Source organism: Thermaurantimonas sp., from assembly GCF_046299575.1.
Taxonomy (GTDB): Bacteria; Bacteroidota; Bacteroidia; order Flavobacteriales; family Schleiferiaceae; genus Thermaurantimonas.
In genome coordinates, this window is the sequence record NZ_JBKBHX010000003.1 from 256,130 (window position 1) to 281,741 (window position 25,612).

Genomic DNA, 25,612 nt, shown 5'->3' on the forward strand with positions numbered 1-25,612 from the left:
AAAACTTTATTCGCTTTTAATTATTTAAAGGAAGGCTTGTAAATATCATCCCTTTTATTAATGCTGGAGCTTATTGAGTTATGTATTTTTTCAATTAAGCATAAGAGATTTTAAATCCTCAAAAGCCAGGCATCTGGATAAGAAGACTTAATGTTTGCAATATCAGCTTTTGCTTCTCGGAGCGTGGCATAGGTTTTCACTGCTATTCTGAAATAAGGCGTTCCCGGAATTTTAACAATCTCAAATTCAGAGCGCCCAGCTACAAATAGTTTCGCATTTTCTTCGCTTGTAAAAGATGCGACAATCAATTTCCAACCTTGTCCGGCCGATTTTGACACGGCTGAAGATATGCCTTGAGCAGTTGATAACTGGCTGTAAGAAGTATTTCCATTATTGGCTGATGCATCTTTAAAATAATCTCTTCCGCGCACGAAAGCACCACTACGCGTAAGTACTACCAAACGGTCGATAAAGGCTTTTTGCGAAACATAGGGTTTTTCTGATTCTACAGGTGTATCTGATGGTTTTTCTTTTGGTGTTTGCAGGGTTGGCATAGTTCGCTGCTCTTTTGCAGTAGTCGTTTGTGCAGGTTTTTCTTCCGCTTTAGGTGTCTCTCTTAAAGGCTTTTCTGTATTACTAGGCGATCGAGCCGGCTTTTTATCAGTTACTTCCGAGCTTGATTTAATATCTTTTTCTTTTGTGCTTTCTTCAGCAGTATTCTGTTTTAATTTTTCTTCACTTCTGGTAGTAGGAAGTGCCTGTTGGTTGTCTTCGAAAGTGATTTGTTCGCTTGTTGGAGTTACTTCAGCTTTTGTTTCTTGATATAGCAGTGCTTGCATTTTTCTCAGTCCGTAGGGCAAAGGCGATGGAGTGAGGTCAATCTTCAATTTTTTATCTGCAAGTTCGGCTTGAATATTTTTAACCTCCGGAATGTACCCTCCAGATCTCCTTCTTGAAGCTCTTTTTGGCAGTGGTCGCAAAGTAGATCGGTCTATTCTGTCTTTTCTGAAATAGTAATCGTGCAATATTTTTCGAACCAAAGGCTGATAATACTCCCAAAAGAATTTTCGGCGATCGTTGTAATCCTGGTTGTTGTAAAACAACTTGCGTATGTAGGTAATGCCTTTGAAATAAGCAGTAAGAAATCCAAATGGGTTGTCGCTGTAGTCGCCACAGAAGTAGAAGCGCAAACCCTCAGCAGTGTCACCGATTACAGCCGGATAAATCTTTGGAATTCGATAGTACATCAGAAAGCTGTCGCCCCGTTCATTCGGATGTACCCTGTAGTTGGCAATCACGTTTTCTTCAGCGTATGGAATGACTACGTCTTGCCAGAAGGGATATCTCAAATACTCAGGTAGGCCGTAGTATTGAGCGTATGCTCTTTTTGTATTGATTACTGGAACTTCTGAAATGAGGTCGTCTTTTTTTGTCAATACAAATACTATCCCGTTCTCATTCACATAGGCCAAACCAGGTCCCTTGTAATCCCATGGCCTGTCCTGAGATTCGTTGTGCAAGCGAATCATCCATTTGGGAATATCAGGGTTTTTTGCCGTGTCTAATTCGTCGTAATATCTTAACGTCCAACCTGTATATCGAAACTGAAAGAGGTCTTCCAATGCTTTGCGCACATCATATGGAGTGGGAGAGGCTACAAGGTTAAACTCACCGATAAGGAGCTTACGCTGCTGAAACATTTTTTCCATTACAGTAACCTCCGAAAAGTTTGCTCCGCCATAAATAAGCGTTGAACGTTCGTTGATACTGCCTTTCAGATACCATTCATTCGAATAAACGCCATATGCATCGGTGTAATAAAACGCGTCGTAATATTCTGCAATACTGTCGAGTTGCTCGTCAGAGTAAAGGCTAAGGTCTCTCACTTTGAACTGTGGTCTGTTTACGGGAAAAAATCCCCAGTAGTCCTCTGATTTGATGTATCTGTTTTTGTCAGGCTTAACAAAACGGTTGTAATTGAGTACCCACATCAAACTCAAGTGTTCGTCGTATGTGGTGCGTGAAACTGTTTTGTCCATTATAAAAATTCGAATGGGCTTTTTAGGCCAGAAATACCAGATAAGGAAACTCCACAATGGTGTGAAAATCAATAGTATGACGATTATCTTCCTAACTAGATACTTAGTTCTTTTTGGTTTTTTTTGAGTAGAATCGGCTGGCTGAGTTTGAGCAGTACTCACTATTTTCTTGTATTTATGACTAAAATACCTTTAGTTTAGTGAGAAAATAAACCATTTTTTTTAAATTTATCAATAAATGAATGTTGATAATCAGGCATGTAACACCTGAACTCTTTTGTGTTGTATTACAAAGTTTTCAACAAAAACGCAGTGATTTTTTCTTTCAAAAAATAATCTTGTTAATAACTCTTAAAATATTGAACTTAAAACTATTTAGTAAGCTTTTTAATGATACACATTCATATTTTTCTGAATATTATTTGAATTTGCTTTTAATTTTTGCTAAAATTTTGAGTTTAAAGTTTCAAATGCTTTATTCGCACTGGCGGTTGAGATTATGAAAAGTATTTATTCAATTTTTGTTTTTCTAGTTTCGCTTTTTTCAATGGCACAACCTAAAGATCGATATTGGGTTGAGTTTGCCTATAAAGGCACGTCCTTCGATCCTTTTACCTATTTTGACCCTAAAGCCATTGAACGAAGACTCATAAACAATGTACCATTATGCGACAGTTCAGACTTTCCGGTTAACGAGCTTTTTTTAAAATATCTAACTTCTTGTAATGCAGAGGTTATATATGCCTCGCGCTGGCTAAATGCAGCCTACATCATTGCTGATGATTATTCCATAAATCACATACAACAATTTACGTTTGTAAAATCGGTAAATAAAGTAGAAAGCCGGTTGGTCATCAGTTCCCTACCCTCTGTAACATCCGACGATGAAACTTTACAAGAATTGGCAGAACGGCAGATCGCCTTGATGAAAGGACAGCTTTTCGCCGAAAAAGGCATCACGGGAAAAGGCGTGCGAATAGCCATTTTTGATGGTGGATTTCCTAACGTCGATCGCCATCCGGCCTTTGAACACATCCGCAGCCAAAATCGAATTCTTGCTACCTTCGATTTCACCAAAAAGAATCAACACGCTTACCGAGGTAATAGTCATGGACTTTCGACTTTTTCAAACATTGGAGGAAAATTCGGAAAACTTTTCATAGGGCTGGCACCCGATGCCGAGTTTCTACTGGCCATCACAGAGGTGAATCGAGAAATCTTAAAAGAAGAAGTGTGGTGGGTGGCAGCAGCTGAATGGGCAGATAAAATGGGCGCTCAAATTATCAACAGCAGCCTCGGCTACACCGTACCGAGATACTCACCAGAACAAATGAATGGAAGACACACAATGGTGTCGAGAGCTGCAAACATGGCTGTGGCAAAAGGAATCCTGGTTATCAATTCAGCAGGCAACGAGGGCGATGATCTTGACTGGCAAATTATAGGTGCCCCGGCAGATGCCGACAGCGTGCTCTCGGTAGGAGGTGTAAATCCCTACACTGGATTGAAAATCGGCTTTTCATCTTTTGGCCCAACAGCCGAAAGAAAACTCAAACCCAATGTGGCAGCCAGTGGCACAACGGTGGCTGCAAAGGGAATTGATAGATATGGAGATGTAAGTGGCACATCATTTTCAGCGCCCTTGATCACAGGCTTTGCAGCGTGTGTTATGCAGTTGTATCCCGGATTAAAAGCAATGGAATACTTCGACAAAATTCAAAAATCTTCACATCTCTACCCCTACTTCGACTACGCTCATGGGTATGGCGTACCCCAGGCAGATTTTTTCTTCACTGGTAAAAAAGAAAGAAGCACCTTTACGGCTGCAATTGTTCGAACTTCTATGTTAAACCCAGTAAATCCATTCGACAAGAAGAGCAATTTAGTAAATAAAAAATCTTCAATACTAGAAATAAAAATTTCACTCGAAGAAGAACACAGCAACAATTCTAATTTTAAAGCTTTTGACTATTTCTACTACCACATTGCCAATGAAAAAAACGAATTATTGGACTATGAGGTACTCATACCGATAAAGGAATTTTCAATTCCTATTTCTCATCCGGATGCCGTAATTTTCAGAGCTTTTTATCAGGACCAATTCATTGAATTAAATTTAAAAAGCCAATGAAAAATTTATTAAAGCTTAGTTTGATCGTATTAGTGTGCTTTAATGCATCTGGTCAAACTACTGTTTTGAAAAAACCAAAAAGCGTTTTAGACGAAAATTATACCTACGGAAAAAATCGAAAACATTACGTGCATACTGGATTTTCCTATTTACCAGGTATATCAGCTACTACCCTTCCGAACTTAGAATTCAGACCTTTTTCCTCAAGTTTATTCCAATTTTTTGCACTATATAAATACAAAATCAACAACACATTTTCATTAACTTCAGAACTAAGCTTTGGCGGTATAGAACTTACCTATAAATTCAAGGATTCGATACCTCAATATTCTCTTTTTACGACTCAAAAAGAAGATAAAATTAACAGAGGTGAAATCGAACTTCGGCAAAATATTCGCATCAGATACTCAGGTGCCCAAAGCAAAATTGGTAATTTCGTAGAAATTGGTGTCTTAGGAGGTTTTGCCACGTCTAATCACTACACACATACGGGCGTTACAGCTCTAAATCAAAAAACAGAGATAAATTTTATCAATAGTCCCGTACAATTGACCGACGGAAACTTGTATTCCTTCAATCGATGGTATTATGGCTTTTCTGCCCGATTGGGCTTTAATCGATTTTCCATTCCTTTTCGGTATATAAATATTGGTGATGTTAAATACATGGTTGCAGGCATTGAGATTTCATTTTTTTAATCCCTAAAAAAATTTTATGCAAGAAATAGACATTAAAAAAAGATTTCCTGAATTTGAAAACGAGCTTATAAAAGAAATGCTCGAACACGCCATCATACGCGAATTTATGGCGGGTGATTACATTATACAGTCAGGTCAATATTTCAAACAATCAATGCTCGTGTATGAAGGCACAGTAAAGCTATATCGTGAAGGCAATGAAGGTAACGAATTTTACCTCTATCATATCAAAGCTGGTGAACCCTGCGCCCTTAGTATGAGCTGTGCTATCAGACAAGAGCGCAGTGAGGTGATTGCCAAGGCTGTAACTGACTGCACACTCATCTTTATACCAGCTACCCTTACCGAAAAATGGATGACTACTTACCCCGGCTGGAACCGCTTTGTGCTCGATAGCTACAGAAAGCGCTTCGAAGAAATGCTCGAAACTATTGATCAAATATCCTTTAGAGCGCTGGATGAGCGCCTGGAATTCTATCTGAAGCGCCAACTAGAAATATATGGTTCTAATGTCATAAACATTTCTCATCAGCAAATAGCCGACGAACTAAACTCCTCAAGAGAGGTCATATCTCGCCTTCTTAAAAAAATGGAACAGCGCGGTTGGCTTGAACTTCACAGAAACCAGATTGTTTTATTGCCAAAATTTAAGTAATTGTTATTTTTACTTTTCTAAAATTCTAACTGCTATGAAGAAAATTTATACGCTTAGCACAGCTTTCTTTCTGGTTTTAACGCTTAATGGCCAGAGGTACCTAAACGAGGTTTTCACACAACTTGACTCCATAAAAGATGTACAATATGGGCAAGGTTTAGCCTGGAACAACGACACAGTAAAACTTTATGTCGATATCTTCAAGCCGGCAAATGATTCTGCAACGAACAGACCCCTCATTATCCTCGCTCACGGAGGCTCTTTCATAGCCGGAAATCGACAAGATGAATTTATTACCGACTTGTGCAGGCGTTTTGCCCGCCGTGGCTATGTTACAGCCTCCATTTCCTATCGATTGGGTGTCAATCAACAAAACTTTCTGAATATTTCTGAAGAATTTATCATGGCTGCCATCAGAGGCACACAAGACTTCAATGCCGCTGTGCGGTTCTTTAAGAAATCAGCCACTCAAGGCAACCCTTACGGAATTGACACAAACCGCGTGGTGGCAGGTGGCTATTCTGCTGGTAGCATAGCTGCGCTGCACTCTGTGTATTTGCGCGATACCAACGTAGTAACTCAACAAGTGCGATCACTCATTAAATTACTAGGAGGTGTTGAGGGAAACAGCGGAAATCCCGGCTTCAGCTCAAGATCACATCTGGTAGTGAATATCGCAGGTGCTGTGCTCGATACACAAATAATACTTCAGCAGCACGTAAGGCCCATTGTGAGTTTCCATGGCACAGCCGATAACACGGTGAAATTTGGAAGAGGCTTTGTACAAGTGAATGGTTTCAACATTTTGCAGCTCGATGGGTCAAGTCTGATAGATGTGCGCGTAAAAAATCTCGGTTCTGCAAGTTCTCTGTTTGCTTTTCAGAACGTAGATCACGACCTGCCCTACAACACCACAAGAAGAAATACCATTGTAACCGAGATGGCAAATTTCCTCTTCGCCTGGCTGAATGGAACTCTCGGGCAAAAAACATTTACCGATCTACGAGTGGCCTATTATCCCAACCCTGCTCGCGAGGTATTGAACATTACGCTTGAGAAGTCAGCTCTGGTAAAATTTTACTCCATCAATGGCCAACTTCTCAGGGAGATCTCTTGTACCGAAGGCGATAATGCCATCAATGTAGCTGACCTCCCAAGAGGCATGGTGATAATAAGCATTCACGATGGTGTAAATACCGTAACAAACAAGTTGCTTTTACAATAATTTAACAGGCAACTGAAAACGAATTTTCTTTAGTTTTGCAGCCCTTATTGAAGCTCACCTATAGGGGAGCATAATGGGTCCGGTAGCTCAGCTGGATAGAGCAACTGCCTTCTAAGCAGTAGGTCAAAGGTTCGAATCCTTTCCGGATCACTTAAAATTAACCTTGAAAGCTGCATCTTTAAGATGCAGCTTTTTTTTATTGTTTTCAAAAACTATTTAATTCCAAGAAATTTTCTATTGTGGGTGATAGTTAAATTTTTCCAAATCTTTTTCTTTTTAAATTGAAATTACGGCTTTTAAAGAAAAAAACCCGGTCAGAGCCGGGTTAAAATTGTTAAAGTCTAATTTTATTTCATCGCTTCCTGGTATCTGCGACTTACTTCAGGCCAATTTACCACATTCCAGAAGGCTGCGATGTACTCAGGCCTGCGGTTTTGATACTTTAAGTAGTAGGCGTGTTCCCAAACATCGAGACCCAGAATGGGAGTACCTTTTTGTTCAGCAACATCCATAAGTGGGTTATCTTGGTTAGGAGTGCTAGTTATGAAAAGCTTTTTGTCAGGACCTACGCAGAGCCATGCCCATCCGGAGCCGAAACGGGAAGCCGCAGCCTTGTTAAACTCTTCTTTCATCTTGTCGAAAGAGCCAAAGGTTTTGTCAATAGCAGCAGCGAGCTCACCTGTGGGTACACCTCCTCCGTTTGGCGACATAATTAGCCAAAACATGGAATGGTTGTAGTGACCACCGCCATTATTGCGCACGGCTACAGGCAGCTTACTTACGATAGCCATGAGCTCTTCGATGGTTTTATTCTCATACTCTGTGCCCTGAATGGCGGCATTCAGATTGTTAACATATGCCGCATGATGCTTGCCATGATGAATTTCCATAGTCATGGCATCGATGTGCGGTTCTAAAGCCGCTTTGTCATAAGGCAAGTTAGGAAGTGTAAAAGCCATTTTTCTTGGTTTTATTGATTAAAAATCGAAACAAAGGTAAAATTCAAAAAGTTTAGCTACGGATTGATTCTGTCAATCACTTATCGATGACTCAGTTTCTGTACTTTAAAAGATTAAGCAAGTATTGACCATATCCACTTTTTAAGAGAGGAGCTGCTGCAGCCTCTAACTGCTCATCGGTGATAAATCCTTTACGCCAGGCAATCTCTTCGATGCATCCGATTTTTAATCCCTGTCGCTCTTCGATTACTTGTACAAATTGCCCAGCCTGCATAAGAGAGGTAAATGTACCCGTATCGAGCCAGGCTGTACCGCGCTCGAGCTTTCGCACTTCCAGGCGACCTTGACGAAGGTATTCGTTGTTTACATCGGTAATTTCATACTCACCTCGCGCACTTGGTTTAATCTCAGATGCAATTTTTACTACATCGTTGTCGTAAAAATACAGCCCGGGTACAGCATAGTTCGACTTTGGGCGCTTGGGCTTTTCTTCAATAGAAATAACTCGGTTGTTTTCATCAAATTCTACCACGCCATAACGCTCCGGGTCGCTTACGTGATAAGCGAATACGATACCACCTTTGGGATTTTCGCAAGTTGCCAACAGCCGGCCCATGCCCTGTCCATAAAAAATGTTGTCGCCCAACACGAGAGCTGCACTATCGCTTCCGATAAAATCTTTTCCTAACACAAAAGCCTGCGCAAGCCCGTTGGGTTCGTGTTGAACAGTGTATTGAAAGTTACAACCTATGCGGCTACCATCGCCCAGTAGCCGATGAAAAAGAGGAGCATCGTGCGGAGTGGTGATGATCAATATATCGCGAATACCTGCCAGGAGTAAAGTCGATAGCGGATAATACACCATTGGTTTATCATACACAGGCATTAGTTGCTTACTAATGGCTAAGGTGAGTGGGTGAAGTCGCGTACCACTGCCGCCGGCTAAAACAATTCCTTTCATGCAATTTTTTATTTACGATGTGAAAGTAGTGTGAAAGTAAGAAAATCGCACAAAAGAATCCATGCCAAATGCGAAGAATTTTACATATCAGAATTTCACTTTGCATTAATCATCGCGTTAGTATATTTGCAGCCACTTAAATAAATGGGGAATTAGCTCAGCTGGCTAGAGCGCTACAATGGCATTGTAGAGGTCATCGGTTCGACTCCGATATTCTCCACGCAGCTTAGTAAACCCACCATCATACGGTGGGTTTTTTTATTTCCTGCTGCATTTTTAATTTATACCAACAAGCTTTTTTAACCTTTTGCAAGGAGAAATACTGTAATAAATCTTTTAAGTTAATCGCTCATTTATAGTCAATTATTAATTTCAATAAATACCCCGCAATCACAAAATTTTGGTTGACAGACATACGATTTTGTTTTACTGAGGAGTTAATCGATTGACGGTATTTATATATTGAAAAAGAGTTATTCGAGTGAACTAATTTTACCCCAAAAATTTGCTTTTAGCGTGAAAAAAGCCATTTCCAGAATACTTGGAATCATCCTGGCCCTTAGTTCAGGTGAAGTAAAGAGCCAACTTACGGAAATTCAACGTTCGCCAGAGGCTGACTTTCAAACCGGAATATTTTACATCCAACAAAACATGTACGGCGCTGCCCGTGATGTTTTCACACGACTTTTGGCTGATAATAAGAATCTTACGGCAGATCAGCGGCTCAATGCTGAGTATTATCTCGCCATTGCAGCCGTACAGATGCTACACCCCGATGGGGAGTTTTTGTTAGAAAAATTCATTCAAGACTATGAAACCAGTGCTAAGGCAAATGAAGCAAGGCTGTATATGGCTGATTTTCTCTTCAAAAACCGGCAATACAGGCGCGCAGTAAAGTATTACCAGCAAGCTGACTGGACACTGATGAATTCTGCTGAACGGGCAAAAATTCAATTTCAGTACGGTTATTCCCTCTTTTCAACCGACGACCTCGACGGAGCTGAAAAGCAATTTGCTGCTGTGAAAGATGGCAAGTCGCAGTATGCAGCTCCTGCCTTGTATTACTACGCCTACATCTGCTACATGAAAGAGCGATACGATGAGGCTTTGGTAAACTTCGAAAAGCTGCGCAACGACAAGAATTTCGGTGGAATGGTACCCTATTACCTGGCCCATATTTACTATAAAAAAGGCGAGTACGACAAACTACTTACTGTAGGCAAAGAAATTTTGGAAGGCGATGAGCCAGCTCGGGCTTCAGAAATTGCCAAGTTAGTAGCTGATGCCTATTATCGACGCAAGGATTACAAAAATGCACTTGCATACTACACTAAATTTTTGGAAAAAGGAGGTAAGCCTTCACAAACAGATTATTACGAAATCGGCTACACATACTATCAACTCGGCAAATTCGGCGAGGCCGTGCAATTTTTCAATAAGATTACCAATGCCCGTGAAGAAATCGCCCAAAATGCCTATTACATGCTGGGTGATTGCTATCTGAAACTTGGCATGCGACAAGAAGCTGCAGGTGCCTTTAAAGCGGCTGCACAAAGCGATAAAAACCGCGAAGTACAAGAAGATGCTTTTTACAACTTTGTAAAAATCAATTATGCCGAGACATCACCATTTCAAAATCCGATTGAAGCCGCTGAAGAATTTTTAAAACTCTTTCCCCAAAGTCGTCATCGCAAAGAAATAAACCGACTGCTTGCAAGCCTGTACAGCAACAGCAGCGATTACGCGCGAGCAGCAATTGCCCTTGAGCAAGCGGGCCTCGATTCACCAGAAATGCGCGAAGCCTGGCAACGCGTACAATACTTCCTGGGTGTGCGCAGCTACACGAGCCGCCAATATGCACAGGCCATAACCCACTTCAAGCGCAGCCTCGAGCATCAATTAAATCCACGCTTTACAGCCCTGGCGTATTACTGGATGGGCGAAACTTACTATCAACTAATGGAGTACGATGCAGCCCTAAATGCTTTTAATCAATTTGCATCCACCCCTCAGGCATCGCTGTTAGCAGAATTTCCAAATCATTATTACAACAAAGCATACTGCTATCTCAAAAAACAACAATTTGCACAAGCAGCTACAGAATTTCGAAAGTTTTTGACCGAAAAGAACATCACATCTGCCCGCAGGCGCGATGCACTACTGCGTACCGGCGATGCGTATATGATGATCAACCAATTCGAACTCGCACAAGACTTCTACTCCCGGGCCGAAGCTGCTGGTGCTGATCCTGACTACACACGCTTTCAGAGAGCTCTGGCCTTGGGATTACTCAACAAAAACGAAGAAAAAATTCAAGTGCTCAGGAAGCTGATTGAGTCAAGCTCTAACGACAATACGCGTGCAGCTGCGCGTATGGAACTGGGAAATACGTGGCTACTAATAGACCGTTTTACAGAGGCTGCTGGAGCTTTTGACGAATTTATAAAGTTTCACCCACGACATCCGCAAGTACGCCGAGCCCTCATGAGTAAATCCCTTGCGCTGAAAAACGCACGACGCTTCGACGAAGCCCTTGCAATTCTTAAAAATCTTGTAGCTCAATATCCTGAATCGCCTGAAGCTGCTGAAGCCATCGGATTCGCACGGATTATCTATGCCGAAACCAATCGCATGGGCGAATACGTAGATTGGGTAGATCGCAACAAGCTCGGCAATATTTCGCGCGGCCAGCTCGATTCATCGCTTTACAACAACGCTTACGAGCTCTACAGCATGCAGCGTTGGCAAGAAGCTGCACAGGGCTTTGACGAGTACCTGCGCCGTTTTCCGGAGGGTATCTTCGTTCAACGTGCCGAAAACTTTATGGCTGATAGCTACTGGAGGCTCAATCGCCGTGCCGATGCCGTACAGATCTACGAACGTATAGCCGGCAAACCTAATCATGCCTACTTCGAAAATGCTTCAATGCGGGCGGCTAGCTTCTATTTCGATCAAAAAGATTGGCCGGCGGCTCGAAGGATGTATCGACAAATTGCTGACCTTAGTACTGCTCGCGAAAGCAATCGCCTCACTGCTGAAAACCAGCTATTGCGAATAGCTTACCAAATGGGCGACTGGAACGAATGCCAGAACTTGGCCGACCGCATTTTACAGCGCCATGATCTCGACCAGGCTTTAAACCAGGAGGCTACTTTTTACAGAGCAATAGCTTTATTCAATCGTCAGCAACACGCTCTTGCCGCAGCCGACTTTGAAACACTAGCGCGATCAGGTAGCGGTATTTACAAAGCGGAGAGCATGTATTATTTAGCATTAAACTACTTTAACCAGCAGCGCTACTCAGACTCAAAAAAACTTGTGTACGACCTCGTGGAGGCCTTTCCTGAAAACATTCAGCTGCGCGACCGAGCACTCATTTTACTGGCGCGAAACTTTATTGCTGAGCGTGACTACTTTCAGGCCGACTTTTCTCTGGATTTTGTAATCAAATCGAATTCATCGCCTGACCTTGTAAACGAAGCTCGTGCCCTGAAAAACGACATTAAAAACTTCACCCAGAAAAAATAATCTGCCGGTACATGAAAATTAAAGCTTTAACTATAATTGCACTAACTATCGGACATGTAATCGCTTTCGGTCAAAACGAAAATCTCGGGCAGATAAAACTCGAAGTAATCGGGTCTTATAAAGCCACCATCGAAGATGCCCAAAAGCTCAATGACCTGCCTCGCACTGAGGATACAGCACGCAGCCGGGTCCCGGTAAAATTTGAGATTAAACCCATCGTTTTACCTACCGATTATACCCCAGAGCCCTTAAAGCCGGCGCGTATCAGCAAGTCGGCCATAGAGCCGGTTCCGCGTACTTTCGTGCGTATAGGAGCAGGGCTATACTCCACACCGCTGGCCGAAGTCCGTTATGATAGCGATCGCTCCCGAAACAATGCCTTCGGCGCCGGGTTCAACCACTACTCTACCCGTACCGGTATTCGCAATATCGTATTTGACAACAATGGCCTGTCTACTACTTCCGGTTCGGTGTACTACAGACATTTTTTTACCAATTACAGCCTCGGAGCTTCCACAGACCTTGAGTACGACCGGGTAAAATACTATGGGCTGCCAAAACTTGCTTTACCGCCTGTTGATACGTTTAGTGCAGGTGATCCGGCAGTACAAAGCTATCTGATCTCAACTACACGGATAGATGCTACTCGTTTGGTGCCAGTCAGCGAGTTTGCCATGACTAATTTGGGATTTCGCTTTGACTTTCTGCGCGATCGATATGACATTGCCGAACTGCATGCAGCTCTTCCGATCGACTTTAAACTTAAGCGCACTGACAATCGCAATCTCAACCTTCGCCTTGCCTACGAACACATGCAGCACTACAATACTAAAAATGATTTAGCTATGGCCTTCAGTGCCAATGTGCTTCGGGTACGCCCTGCCATGAATTTTTCGAAAGGCGAATGGCAGTTTGACCTGGGACTCAATATGGTACTGAGCAGCTATGTTCGAAAAAATCTGATTTCTATCGATCCTAAGGATCCCGATGAAATGTACTTTTTTATCTTTCCTGAAGGCCGGTTCAAACTACCCGTGATTACTGATATTCTCGAATTCGACGGGATGCTCTCTTATGATTATCAGCTGAATACTTTGAGAACGCTTAGCCGTCAGTGGCTATTCACAAGTCCGGGTTTAGAGCTCGATTACACTCAAAAAGTGCATGCTCAAGTCGGAATGTCAGGTCTTATCTTTCCTGGAGCAAGTTATCACCTCAGTGCAGGGTACATTGACTGGCGCAACTTGCCGATCTTTTATCGCAGTCCTTTGTATTACACTACACCCCAAAACATTCAAGGTGTAGAAGTGCTCTACCTCGATGGCAATCAGGTACCACTTCAAGCCAAACTATCCATTAAACTTACCAAAAACATAGATGCTGAAGGTATTGTAAACTATAACCACTACGAAATGAAAGGAGGCCAGGCCTGGCACTTGCCGAACTGGCGAAATGAAATAAAGCTCAAATATTCTAATGGAAACTCTTTCGACCTTGGCCTCGATGTCTTCTTTATTGGAGAACGGATAGCCTTTGACCAGTCATTAAATCCCAATATTAGTGCCCGTTTAAAACCCTACACCGATGCTAATCTACACCTGAATTATCACTACAGCAAGCAGATGAGTTTTTTCCTAACTATAAACAATATGTTTTTTAATGCATATGAACACTACCTCGGCTATCCGGCTCAGCAGTTTCTTGCCATAGCAGGCGCAGTGTACAAACTTTAATTTCATCAATGACCACGAATTTGCAACCGATCGTTTCCCTTATTGACGCAGCTGTAGGACACGGTAATGAGCCGGTACTTGCCGGAATAAATCTTTCCCTCCATCCCGGCGAATTTGTTTATCTCATTGGCGAAACAGGTAGTGGTAAGTCAACGCTTTTAAAGACCCTGTATGCCGACCTGACCTTGATAGCAGGCGAAGCTTATGTGGCCGGCTATGCTCTTCACCAGTTAAAACGAAAGCAAATTCCCTATTTGCGCAGGCAGTTAGGCATCATCTTTCAAGATTTCCAGCTCTTGCCTGACCGGACAGTGTACGACAATCTCCTCTTTGTGCTTCGCGCTACTGGCTGGAAAGAGAAGAAGCACATCAATGAGCGCATCGAGCGCGTTCTCAGCTCAGTAGCAATGCTCGACAAGGCCAAAAAAATGCCTCATCAACTCTCTGGTGGTGAACAGCAACGTGTATCCGTAGCTCGCGCTCTGCTCAACGAACCAAAACTCATCATCGCAGATGAACCTACCGGAAACCTCGATCCCGACACAAGCGAAGAAATTATTTTACTTATTCGCGAATTAGTCAAATCGGACCGAAGTGTACTTATGGCCACACACGACTACAACATCATCATGAAGTTTCCCGCCCCTACCCTGCGTTGCCATGCCGGTAAAGTGATATCGGTTTTAAAACCTACCTTATAAAAAGTAGCTTGGTACTTAAGTTTTATTGAGTTTTTACAGCGCGAAAGGTCAAGTTAATGCGATACTTTTCTCCTCTTTTCATTTTTGGTATAGCGTGTAAAAACTGTGATTGAAAATGCGCCTTCATCACCAAAAGGGATCCATGTGGCAATAAGACCTTTTTTGAAGGACCTTCAGATTTTGGCTTCCAAGCGAAATAACGTTCCGCTCCTAAACTTAAACTGGCTATCGTAGGCTCTGGGCCCAGCTCAGGCTCATCATCGGCATGCCAGCTCATGGAATCGCTACCAGTTCTATACAAATTGAGCAAAACCGAATTAAATTCTGTATTTAAATATTTTTCAAGTTCCTTTTTAATACTCAAAACAGTAGGATTCCAGACAAGTGGCTGAAACGTATTGCCTGAGAAACTATAGGAAGCTCCCTGCTGGCCCATCCAGCTCATTAGCCTTGGAAATGGGATCTTTTTACCGTAAAGAGTCAAATAATGTTGCTGCCAATCAACGGAAATGAGCAGATCTGTGAAAAACCTATCAGAACATGTTTTATCGAAAAAATCAGGATATAGGATTAAAGCGTTTTTCTCAAGTTCCAGAGGCTGGTTCTCAAAAAAATCAAACATCATCGATAAAAAAACGCTGTAAAATTTTAAACGCATCAAAGTTAAAAGAAAAAGCCGCTGGTTTTCAGCGGCTTTTTTTGTTTTTAGGCTTGTCCTTTTGGCCCGAAAGGCATTGGTATAGGACCTCCGGGTTCAACTTCGTTAATGCGTCCGAAGGCTGCCTCGTATTTAGCAATGTTATCGCCGAGTGCGATGAGCAGTCTTTTGGCATGCTGCGGTGTAAGAATAATTCGAGATTTTACTTTGGCCTTAGGCATGCCAGGCATAATTTGTAGAAAATCCACCACAAACTCACTTGGGCTATGGTTGATGATTGCTAGGTTGGTGTACACACCTCCAGCCACATCATCTGTGATTTCTACATTGATTTGTTGCTCAGGAAAGTCATTTGGATCCATAGCCATTATACGTGTTAGTTAGCGGTTTCTTTTTCTTTTCTTGCTTTCATCGCCTCGTAATCAGTCAGTGAGCCTACAAGGATTCTTTCGAACGACTTAAGGCCTGTACCTGCCGGTATGTTGTGACCCACGATGACGTTTTCTTTCAGACCTTCGAGGTAATCTACTTTTCCGCTTACAGCGGCTTCGTTGAGTACCTTGGTTGTCTCTTGGAAAGAGGCTGCTGAGATAAATGACTTCGTCTGCAAAGCTGCACGGGTAATACCTTGAAGCACAGGATTAGCTGTAGCAGGTCTTGCATCGCGAGCTACGACGAGCTTTTTGTCTTGACGCTTCAGGCGGCTGTTTTCGTCGCGCAACTTGCGAGCTGATACGATCATGCCGGGCTTCAGCTCGGTAGAGTCTCCTGCTTCTTCCACTACTTTCTTATCGAAGATGTAATCGTTTTCGGCATTGAAATCATTAATGTGCACCAACTGACCTTCGAGGAAGCTGGTATCACCCGCCTCTACGATTTCTACTTTGCGCATCATCTGGCGCACGATTACCTCAAAGTGTTTGTCATTGATTTTTACACCCTGGAGGCGATACACTTCCTGGATTTCGTTCACCAGATACTCTTGTACCTTACTTGGGCCTTGGATGGCCAGAATATCAGCAGGCGAAATAGCGCCGTCTGAAAGGGGTGTACCAGCTTTTACAAAGTCGTTCTCTTGGACGAGGATCTGTTTTGAAAGATTGATCATGTACACTTTGCGCTCTCCGGTCTTACTTTCTACGATCACTTCGCGGTTACCGCGCTTGATCTTAGGACCGAAAGTCACTATACCATCGATTTCAGAAACAATGGCAGGGTTAGATGGATTACGAGCTTCGAAAAGTTCGGTAACACGTGGAAGACCTCCGGTGATATCACCAGCCTTGGCTGATTTACGCGGGATTTTGGCGATTACCTTACCTGCTTTAATGGTGCTTCCGTCTTCTACAATAAGGTGAGCACCCACCGGTAGGTTGTATGATTTAAGGATTTCACCGATTTCTGACTGGATATGGAGGGTGGGGATGAGTCTCTTATTTTTAGATTCAGAGATTACTTTTTCTTTAAAACCGGTTTGTTCATCCACCTCTTCGCGACAAGTCACACCCATTTCGATACCATCGTACTTGACGATACCGTTGTTTTCAGCTACAATTACCGCGTTGTAAGGATCCCATTCGCAGATTTTAGTACCTTTTTGCAGCGACTGACCGGCTTTTACATAAATGGTTGAACCATATGGGATGTTGTTGGTCTGTACGACTACACCAGTCTTTTCATCTACGATGCGCATTTCAGCAGTACGACCGATAACTACTTCAATGGTCTCGCCAAGGTCATTTTCGCTTTCTACGGTGCGCAATTCATCTATTTCGATCTTTCCGTCGAACTTGGCGACGATTTTAGATTCTTCGGCTACGTTACCGGCTGTACCACCTACGTGGAAGGTACGCAGAGTAAGCTGAGTACCTGGCTCACCGATAGATTGAGCTGCAATTACACCCACTGCCTCACCGATTTGAATCATCTTAGAGGTAGCAAGGTTACGGCCATAGCACTTAGCGCAAATACCCTTCTGAGATTCGCAGGTGAGCGGGCTACGCACCTCGACCATCTGGATGGGTGAGTTTTCGATTTTGCGCGCTATTTCTTCAGTGATCTCCTGGCCACTCTTTACATAGAGCTCATCTGTAAGTGGATCGTACACATCGTGCAGAGATACACGACCCAGGATTCTGTCGTAGAGAGGCTCAACTACTTCCTCGTTCTTTTTCAGAGCTGTAACCTCTAAGCCACGCAGCGTACCGCAATCTTCTTCAGAGATAATGACGTCTTGAGCCACATCGACCAGACGACGAGTGAGGTAACCAGCATCAGCTGTTTTGAGAGCCGTATCTGCCAGACCTTTACGTGCACCGTGAGTCGAGATAAAGTACTCGAGGATGGAAAGACCCTCTTTAAAGTTTGCGATGATGGGGTTTTCAATGATTTCGCCTCCAGTTGAACCTGATTTTTGGGGTTTAGCCATAAGGCCGCGCATACCTGAGAGTTGGCGAATTTGCTCTTTAGAACCACGAGCACCAGAGTCGAGCATCATATAGATTGGGTTGAAGCCCTGGCGGTCGTTTGAGAGGTAATGCATGGCGCGCTCTGTGAGGCGGGCATTGGTATTCGTCCAGATGTCGATGATCTGGTTATAACGTTCATTGTTGGTAATCAGACCCATGTTATAGCTGGCGATTACGTTTTCCACCGCCTCATTTGCTTCTGCGATGAGTTGTTCTTTTTCAGGTGGAATGATGATGTCGCCAAGGCTAAATGACAGACCTCCCTTGAATGCATAGCGATATCCTAGGTTCTTCATGTTGTCGAGGAAGGCAGCTGTCTTCGGAATATTTGTGAGACGGAGGATTTTGGCAATGATGTCTCTAAGTGACTTTTTCGTCAGAAGCTCGTTGATAAATCCGACTTCCTCAGGCACTATGGTGTTAAATATTACTCGGCCTGCTGTGGTTTCAATGATTTTTTCAACCAACTGGTCATTTTCGCGCACTTTCGCCTTTACTTTGATCTTAGCATTAATATCAAGGCGGTTTTCGTTCAAAGCTATTTGAACTTCTTCAGCGCTGTAGAAGATTTTACCTTCTCCTTTTACTGGGTTATCAGGTGTGCTTGGACGCGGTTTAGTGATATAATACAACCCGAGTACCATGTCTTGAGAGGGAACGGTAATCGGCGAACCGTTGGCTGGGTTAAGAATGTTATGCGAAGCCAACATCAGCATTTGAGCCTCGAGGATGGCAGCATGACCCAGTGGCAGGTGAACTGCCATTTGGTCGCCGTCGAAGTCTGCATTAAATGCGGTACAGGTTAACGGGTGAAGTTGAATAGCTTTACCTTCAATCAATTTGGGCTGGAATGCCTGAATACCGAGGCGGTGCAGGGTTGGTGCACGGTTCAGAAGAACAGGGTGGCCCTTCATCACGTTTTCCAGAATATCCCACACCACAGGTTCTCTGCGATCGATAATTCTTTTGGCGGATTTAACGGTCTTTACAATACCTCTTTCGATCAATTTGCGGATGATGAAAGGCTTGTACAGCTCGGCAGCCATATCTTTTGGCAAACCGCACTCGTGCAGCGCCAGTTCCGGACCAATCACAATCACCGAACGACCAGAGTAGTCAACGCGCTTACCCAGCAGGTTCTGACGGAAGCGGCCTTGCTTACCCTTTAAGCTATCAGAAAGAGATTTAAGTGCGCGGTTTGACTCGGTCTTTACAGCAGTTGATTTGCGGGTATTGTCAAAGAGTGAGTCAACTGCTTCTTGAAGCATGCGCTTTTCGTTGCGCAAGATGACCTCTGGAGCTTTGATCTCCATGAGGCGCTTCAATCGGTTGTTTCTGATGATTACACGGCGGTAAAGGTCATTGAGGTCGGAGGTAGCAAAGCGACCACCGTCGAGCGGCACAAGAGGACGCAATTCGGGTGGTATTACAGGGATCACCTTCATGATCATCCACTCCGGCTTATTTGCGATGCGGGTATTTGCTTCGCGTACTGCCTCAACTACCTGAAGTCTTTTGAGGGCTTCTTGTTTCTTTTGCTGCGAAGTTTCTCTGTTTGCCTGATGTCTTAATTCGTAAGAAAGTTCATCGAGATTAAGACGCTGAAGCAGCATCAGCAGTGCCTCAGCCCCCATTTTAGCAATGAATTTATTGGGGTCGTTATCGTCGAGATATTGATTCTCAGGTGGTAGTTTTTCAATGATTTCGAGGTATTCCTCTTCAGTGAGGAAGTCCATTTTATTCAATTCCGAACCATCAGGATATTTAGCTATGCCCGGCTGAATTACTACGTAACGCTCGTAGTAAATGATCATGTCCAGTTTTTTGGAAGGGAGACCGAGCAAATAGCCTATTTTATTTGGGATGGAACGGAAATACCAAATGTGTGCTACAGGAACAGTAAGAGTAATGTGTCCAATGCGCTCACGACGAACTTTTTTCTCTGTAACCTCTACACCACAGCGGTCGCAAACGATCCCCTTGTAGCGGATTCTTTTGTATTTGCCGCATCCGCACTCATAGTCTTTAACAGGACCAAAAATGCGCTCGCAGAACAATCCGTCACGCTCTGGCTTATGGGTGCGGTAATTGATGGTTTCGGGCTTTAATACCTCGCCATAGGAGCGCTCGAGAATATACTCGGGCGATGCAAGGCTTATAGTAATGGTGCTAAAGCGGCTGCTTTGGGTGTTTTTATCTGTCTTTTTAAACGACATATTGAAATTTTTTAAAATCCTTATTCCATTGTCACTTTCAGTCCAAGACCGAGCAGTTCATGCAACAAAACGTTGAATGATTCGGGAATTCCCGGCTCAGGAAGATTTTCTCCTTTTACTATGGCTTCATATGTTTTGGCACGGCCAATTACGTCATCGCTCTTTACAGTTAAAATTTCGCGCAAGATGTTGGAAGCACCATAAGCTTCAAGTGCCCACACCTCCATCTCACCGAAACGCTGACCACCGAACTGCGACTTACCGCCAAGTGGCTGTTGGGTGATAAGTGAGTACGGTCCAATTGAACGAGCGTGCATTTTGTCATCGACCATATGGCCAAGCTTAAGCATGTAAATAACCCCAACGGTAGCCTTCTGGTCGAAACGCTCTCCAGTTCCACCGTCATAGAGATAAGTATGACCAAATCTCGGTAATCCGGCTAAATCAGTGTAGTAGTTGATCTCATCTATGCTTGCACCGTCGAAAATAGGAGTTGCAAACTTGAGTCCTAACTTTTGACCTGCCCATCCCAAAACAGTTTCGTAGATCTGACCGATGTTCATTCGGGAAGGTACACCGAGTGGGTTGAGTACAATGTCAACCGGAGTTCCGTCTTCGAGGAAAGGCATGTCTTCGTCGCGCACAATTTTAGCTACTATACCCTTGTTACCGTGACGACCAGCCATTTTGTCACCCACTTTAAGCTTACGCTTTTGAGCTACATAAATTTTAGCCAGCTTCACAATACCTGGTGGAAGCTCATCACCCACCATGATATTGAACTTCTTGCGCTTCAGCACACCCAACAGATCGCTGGCTTTTATTTTATAGTTGTGCAGTAAGGTGGTAATGAGGTTGTTCTTTTCATCGTCAGTTGTCCACTGGCCACCTTGTATACGGGTATAGTCTTCAATAGAGTTGAGGATCTTTTGGGTAAACTTCGTTCCTTTTGGAATGACAACCTCGTTCAGGTCGTTGTAAACGCCTTGAGAGGTTTTACCGGCCACCAGAATATTCAGCTTTTCTAGGAATCTCTCTCTCAAAGCAGCCATATTCTGATTGTATTCGTCCTCTACCTCTTGAAGCTCTTGCTTTTCTTTTTGCTTAGAACGCTTGTCTTTAAGTGCCTTGGTGAATAGTTTCTTGTCGATGACCACACCGTATGCAGAGGGGGGAGCTTTCAGCGAAGCATCTTTTACATCGCCGGCCTTATCACCGAATATGGCTCTCAAGAGCTTCTCCTCTGGTGTAGGATCCGATTCGCCCTTCGGAGTGATTTTTCCGATTAAAATATCACCAGGCTTAATCTCTGCGCCGATTCGAATAATACCGTTTTCGTCGAGCTCGCGGGTAGCTTCTTCACTTACGTTGGGTATATCGCAAGTAAGCTCCTCCATACCCAGCTTGGTATCCCGCACATCTACGGAATACTCTTCGATGTGGATGGAAGTGAATATATCTTCGCGAACGACGCGCTCTGAAATCACTATAGCGTCCTCAAAGTTGTAACCCTTCCAGGGCATGAAGGCCACCTTGAGGTTTCGGCCAAGAGCCAGCTCACCATCGCGAGTAGAATATCCTTCGCACAAGACCTGACCCTTCGTTACGCGATCGCCTACGCGCACTATGGGCTTAAGGTTAATTGTGGTGTTTTGGTTTGTTTTTCTGTATTTGATAAGCTTATAAACTTTTAAGTCATCGTCGAAGCTTACAAGCCTTTCGTTTTCCGTTCTATTATATCGGATGTGGATTTCATTGGCATCTACGTATTCTACTATGCCATCACCTTCAGCATTAATGAGCACGCGGGAATCCTTGGCCACAATGCGTTCCATTCCTGTTCCCACGATAGGTGCTTCAGGACGTATGAGTGGAACGGCCTGGCGCATCATGTTTGAGCCCATCAAGGCGCGGTTAGCGTCGTCGTGTTCGAGGAAAGGAATTAGAGAAGCTGAAATGGATGCGATCTGGTTAGGAGCCATATCCATGAAGTGAACTTCAGAGGGCTCCACGATTGGGAAATCGCCTTCCAAACGGGCCTTGATCTTTTGATTGATAAACTCCCCAGAGTCTGAAATTGGCGCGTTCGCTTGTGCGATTACCATTCCTTCTTCTTCCTCAGCTGAGAGGTACACAGGCTTTTCGTCGAGTTTTACAACGCCATTTTCAACCTTGCGATAAGGTGTTTCGATAAAGCCGAGGCTGTTTACTTTGGCAAATACGCAAAGCGAAGAAATCAAACCGATGTTCGGACCTTCAGGTGTTTCTATAGGACAGAGACGGCCGTAGTGTGTATAGTGAACGTCACGTACTTCGAAACCAGCGCGATCTCTTGAAAGACCACCAGGACCAAGAGCCGAGAGACGACGCTTATGCGTAATCTCAGCCAATGGGTTGGTTTGGTCCATAAACTGGCTAAGCTGGTTCGTTCCAAAGAAAGAATTAATTACGGAAGAAAGTGTTTTTGCATTTATAAGATCAATTGGCGTAAATACCTCGTTGTCACGCACATTCATGCGCTCGCGTATTGTACGCGCCATACGAGCCAGGCCCACGCTGAATTGGGCAGCCAATTGCTCACCTACTGTACGAACACGGCGGTTACTGAGGTGGTCGATGTCATCCACTTCAGCTTTAGAGTTGATGAGCTGAATTAGATATTTAACGATGGCGATGATATCTTCTTTGGTGAGCACCTGAACATTTGGATCAATGTCGAGACCAAGTTTCTTATTGAGACGATAGCGACCGACATCTCCCAGGCTGTAGCGAGTATCTGAGAAGAAGAGTTTTTCGATGATTCCCCTTGCTGTTTCTTCGTCGGGGGGGTCAGCATTTCTGAGCTGCCGATAGATATACTCCATAGCCTCCAGCTCAGAGTTGGTAGAGTCTTTTTGGAGCGTATTGTAGATAATAGAATATTCTGATGACTCTACATCCTCTCTGTGCAGGAGAATCGTTTCTACATTGGCCTCTATAATAAGGTCTATGTGTTCTTTTTCGATGATTTCATCGCGATCAATGAGCACTTCGTTTCGCTCAAGAGATACAACTTCGCCAGTATCTTCATCTACGAAGTCTTCAATCCAGGTTTTGAGAACGCGAGCAGCAAGCCTACGACCTACCACGCGCTTGAGCGCAGCTTTCGAAACTTTTACTTCTTCAGCAAGGTCAAAGAGCTCAAGAATGTCCTTATCGCGCTCGTAACCTATGGCCCGTAAAAGGGTTGTAACAGGTAATTTCTTCTTGCGGTCGATGTAGGCATACATAACATCGTTGATGTCGGTAGCAAATTCTATCCAGCTACCCTTAAAAGGTATGATTCGAGCTGAATACAATTTAGTACCGTTGGCGTGATAGCTCTGCCCAAAAAACACACCCGGTGAGCGGTGTAACTGAGAAACAACTACGCGTTCAGCACCATTTACAATAAAGGTACCGCGATCAGTCATGTAGGGTATGGTACCCAAGTACACATCCTGAACAATGGTTTCAAATTCTTCGTGTTCTGGATCAGTACAGTAAAGTTTGAGGCGAGCCTTTAATGGTACACTGTACGAAAGACCTCTTTCGATGCACTCTTCCTCGGTGTAGCGCGGTGGATCTACGAAATAATCGAGGAATTCGAGTACAAACTGGTTGCGAGCATCAGTGATCGGAAAATTCTCCATGAAGGTTTTGTAAAGACCTTCATTTTTGCGATTTTCCGGTTTGGTTTCGAGTTGAAAGAAATCTTTAAAGGATTTTATCTGGATCTCGAGTAAGTCGGGATATTCAGGTTGCGACTTCATGCTACTGAACGAGACCCTTCCATGTACCACTTCGTGAGGAATCTGGCTGCTCATACTGTATGGAAAAGAAAGTTTTTAAAAATAAGTAAATAAAACGCAAAAAGGTTTAGGTTTGAAAACCTTCAAACCTAAACCGAAAAACAAAGTGAAAATAAATTACTTAATCTCAACTTCAGCTCCTGCCTCTTCAAGTTGTTTTTTGAGAGCATCGGCTTCGTCCTTAGTTACGCCTTCCTTCAAAGGCTTGGGTGCATTGTCCACTACATCTTTAGCTTCCTTCAGACCGAGGCCAGTGAGCTCTTTTACAAGCTTCACTACAGCAAGTTTCTGTGGACCAGCAGACTTAAGAATCACATCAAAAGATGTTTTCTCTTCTGCAGCTGCAGCACCATCTCCACCACCGGCAGCAGGACCTGCAGCAACTACAGCAGCAGCGGCAGGCTCAATGCCATAAGTTTCCTTCAGGTAGTTAGCAAGCTCTTGAACTTCTTTTACAGTAAGACTTACGAGTTTATCACCGAGTTCTTGAATTGTTGACATTTTAATTTGTTTTTTAGTTGGTTAATAATTAATTGATGTATTTGGAAGCTGAGTGCGTACTCTTTGGATTAACTTTTAGCTCTATCTTCCAGCGTCTTGAGCAATCCTGCGATTGTCTGGCCACCGCTGTTAAGAGCAGATACCACATTTTTAATCGGGCTTTGCAGCAGAAGAATGATGTCGCCGATAAGTTCTTCGCGTGACTTGAGGTTCTCAAGTACCTTCAGCTGATTGTCGCCGACAAATATGGCTTCTTCTACATAAGCGCCTTTCAGTATGGGCTTTTCTGATTTTTTGCGAACTTCGAGAATGAGCCTTGCAGGTGTGCTTCCACTCTCTGCGATCATCAGGCTTGTCATTCCCTTTAGGGTTGGGAAGAGTTCCCCAAAGTTTTTGCCTGATCTTTCCATGGCCTTTTTAAGCAGCGTGTTCTTCACCACTCTCAGCTGTACTTTCTTGTTAAAGCACATTCTGCGTAGCTGGGAGGTTTGAGCTGCATTAAGACCCTCGATATCTGTGAGGTAGATTACATTGTTATTTTTCAAAATTTCTGTAATCTCCTCTATCAATGCATTTTTTTCCTCTTTAGTCATTTGCCAATTCTTTTAATCATTAATTTGTAGCCTGACGGGTATCTACTGCAATTCCGGGGCCCATTGTGCTGCTCATATAAATGCTCTTGATATATGTGCCTTTGGCAGTAGAGGGCTTTAGGCGTACAATGGTTCTGAGCAATTCCTCAGCATTCTCTTTAATCTTGGAAGGCTCAAAAGATACCTTGCCAATGGCAGCGTGCACGATACCGTAGCGATCTACTTTAAAATCTATTTTACCGGCTTTCACATCTTTTACTGCCTTTCCAATGTCCATGGTTACGGTACCAGTCTTTGGGTTTGGCATCAATCCACGTGGACCGAGTATTCTTCCCAATGGACCAATTTTGCCCATTACTGAAGGCAGAGTAATGATGACATCAACGTCAGTCCAACCGTTTTTAATTTTCTCTATGTACTCGTCTAAACCCACATAGTCAGCTCCGGCCTCTTTAGCTTCAGCCTCTTTATCAGGCGGCACAAGGGCAAGTACGCGAACTGTCTTACCAGTACCGTGTGGCAATGTAACTACACCGCGTACCATTTGGTTGGCTTTGCGTGGATCCACGCCGAGACGCACAGCAATATCGACTGAAGCATCGAATTTAGCGATGGAGGTCTCTTTCACCAGTTTTGCAGCTTCATCGAGTGTGTAGGCCTTGTTTTTATCTACTTTGGCCTGAGCTGCTTTCATCTTTTTCGTTAACTTCGCCATA

General features: G+C 43.6%; 17 protein-coding genes and 2 tRNA genes. 9 read left to right on the forward strand and 10 right to left on the reverse strand.

Features of this window, described 5'->3' with window-relative positions:
• Positions 1–110: 110 nt before the first annotated feature.
• Positions 111–2,039, reverse strand: coding sequence for an SPOR domain-containing protein (locus ACK4EX_RS06145; protein ID WP_409770823.1), 1,929 nt, complete (start codon positions 2,037–2,039; stop codon positions 111–113).
• A 547-nt stretch (positions 2,040–2,586) separates the two neighbouring features.
• Here ACK4EX_RS06145 and ACK4EX_RS06150 point away from each other — a divergent pair.
• The 5 genes from ACK4EX_RS06150 (at position 2,587) to ACK4EX_RS06170 (ending at position 6,898) form a co-directional block, all read left to right on the forward strand.
• Positions 2,587–4,170 (forward strand): S8 family serine peptidase, encoded by a 1,584-nt coding sequence (locus ACK4EX_RS06150; protein ID WP_409770826.1) that lies wholly within the window; start codon positions 2,587–2,589, stop codon positions 4,168–4,170.
• Positions 4,167–4,868: a hypothetical protein gene (locus tag ACK4EX_RS06155; protein ID WP_409770828.1), complete on the forward strand. Its 702-nt coding sequence runs from the start codon at positions 4,167–4,169 to the stop codon at positions 4,866–4,868. Before ACK4EX_RS06150 ends, ACK4EX_RS06155 begins: the two co-directional genes overlap by 4 nt.
• A gap of 16 nt (positions 4,869–4,884) precedes the next feature.
• On the forward strand, positions 4,885–5,523 hold the full coding sequence (locus ACK4EX_RS06160) for a Crp/Fnr family transcriptional regulator (protein ID WP_409770830.1): 639 nt from the start codon (positions 4,885–4,887) through the stop codon (positions 5,521–5,523).
• 34 nt (positions 5,524–5,557) lie between these two features.
• Positions 5,558–6,748 carry a T9SS type A sorting domain-containing protein gene (locus ACK4EX_RS06165; RefSeq protein ID WP_409770832.1) on the forward strand — a complete coding sequence of 397 codons (1,191 nt, stop codon included), beginning with the start codon at positions 5,558–5,560 and terminating at the stop codon, positions 6,746–6,748.
• 76 nt (positions 6,749–6,824) lie between these two features.
• Positions 6,825–6,898 (forward strand) — tRNA-Arg (locus tag ACK4EX_RS06170).
• Between the two features lie 197 nt (positions 6,899–7,095).
• Here ACK4EX_RS06170 and ACK4EX_RS06175 read toward each other — a convergent pair.
• Entirely contained in the window at positions 7,096–7,707 is a 612-nt protein-coding gene (locus ACK4EX_RS06175) for a superoxide dismutase (protein WP_409770834.1), read from the reverse strand.
• 91 nt (positions 7,708–7,798) lie between these two features.
• Complete coding sequence (rfbA, locus tag ACK4EX_RS06180) at positions 7,799–8,668, reverse strand: glucose-1-phosphate thymidylyltransferase RfbA (protein ID WP_409770836.1); 870 nt, start codon at positions 8,666–8,668, stop codon at positions 7,799–7,801.
• A 146-nt stretch (positions 8,669–8,814) separates the two neighbouring features.
• On the opposite strand from rfbA, the gene ACK4EX_RS06185 reads away from it, so the two are divergent.
• The 4 genes from ACK4EX_RS06185 (at position 8,815) to ACK4EX_RS06200 (ending at position 14,630) form a co-directional block, all read left to right on the forward strand.
• Positions 8,815–8,888: transfer RNA gene (locus ACK4EX_RS06185), tRNA-Ala, on the forward strand.
• A gap of 296 nt (positions 8,889–9,184) precedes the next feature.
• Complete coding sequence (locus tag ACK4EX_RS06190; protein ID WP_409770838.1) at positions 9,185–12,196, forward strand: tetratricopeptide repeat protein; 3,012 nt, start codon at positions 9,185–9,187, stop codon at positions 12,194–12,196.
• Between the two features lie 11 nt (positions 12,197–12,207).
• Positions 12,208–13,929, forward strand: coding sequence for a hypothetical protein (locus ACK4EX_RS06195; RefSeq protein WP_409770840.1), 1,722 nt, complete (start codon positions 12,208–12,210; stop codon positions 13,927–13,929).
• A gap of 8 nt (positions 13,930–13,937) precedes the next feature.
• The gene (locus ACK4EX_RS06200; RefSeq protein WP_409770843.1) at positions 13,938–14,630 is read left to right on the forward strand and encodes a cell division ATP-binding protein FtsE; all 693 of its coding nucleotides are present in this window, start codon (positions 13,938–13,940) and stop codon (positions 14,628–14,630) included.
• A gap of 22 nt (positions 14,631–14,652) precedes the next feature.
• Here ACK4EX_RS06200 and ACK4EX_RS06205 read toward each other — a convergent pair whose 3' ends face one another.
• From ACK4EX_RS06205 to rplA, 7 genes are all read right to left on the reverse strand, one after another.
• Positions 14,653–15,255 (reverse strand): alpha-ketoglutarate-dependent dioxygenase AlkB family protein, encoded by a 603-nt coding sequence (locus tag ACK4EX_RS06205; protein WP_409770845.1) that lies wholly within the window; start codon positions 15,253–15,255, stop codon positions 14,653–14,655.
• Positions 15,256–15,335: 80 nt separating this feature from the next.
• Positions 15,336–15,650 (reverse strand): DUF3467 domain-containing protein, encoded by a 315-nt coding sequence (locus ACK4EX_RS06210; RefSeq protein WP_409770938.1) that lies wholly within the window; start codon positions 15,648–15,650, stop codon positions 15,336–15,338.
• A gap of 14 nt (positions 15,651–15,664) precedes the next feature.
• Complete coding sequence (rpoC, locus tag ACK4EX_RS06215; RefSeq protein WP_409770847.1) at positions 15,665–19,972, reverse strand: DNA-directed RNA polymerase subunit beta'; 4,308 nt, start codon at positions 19,970–19,972, stop codon at positions 15,665–15,667.
• Between the two features lie 20 nt (positions 19,973–19,992).
• A complete protein-coding gene (rpoB, locus tag ACK4EX_RS06220) occupies positions 19,993–23,817 on the reverse strand; it encodes a DNA-directed RNA polymerase subunit beta (protein WP_409770849.1) in 3,825 nt (1,274 codons plus the stop codon).
• Positions 23,818–23,919: 102 nt separating this feature from the next.
• Complete coding sequence (gene rplL, locus ACK4EX_RS06225) at positions 23,920–24,303, reverse strand: 50S ribosomal protein L7/L12 (protein ID WP_124397168.1); 384 nt, start codon at positions 24,301–24,303, stop codon at positions 23,920–23,922.
• Positions 24,304–24,371: 68 nt separating this feature from the next.
• Positions 24,372–24,896 carry a 50S ribosomal protein L10 gene (gene rplJ, locus ACK4EX_RS06230; RefSeq protein ID WP_409770851.1) on the reverse strand — a complete coding sequence of 175 codons (525 nt, stop codon included), beginning with the start codon at positions 24,894–24,896 and terminating at the stop codon, positions 24,372–24,374.
• 19 nt (positions 24,897–24,915) lie between these two features.
• Positions 24,916–25,611, reverse strand: a complete 696-nt coding sequence (gene rplA, locus ACK4EX_RS06235; protein ID WP_409770854.1) for a 50S ribosomal protein L1 — start codon at positions 25,609–25,611, stop codon at positions 24,916–24,918.
• Position 25,612 lies beyond the last annotated feature (1 nt).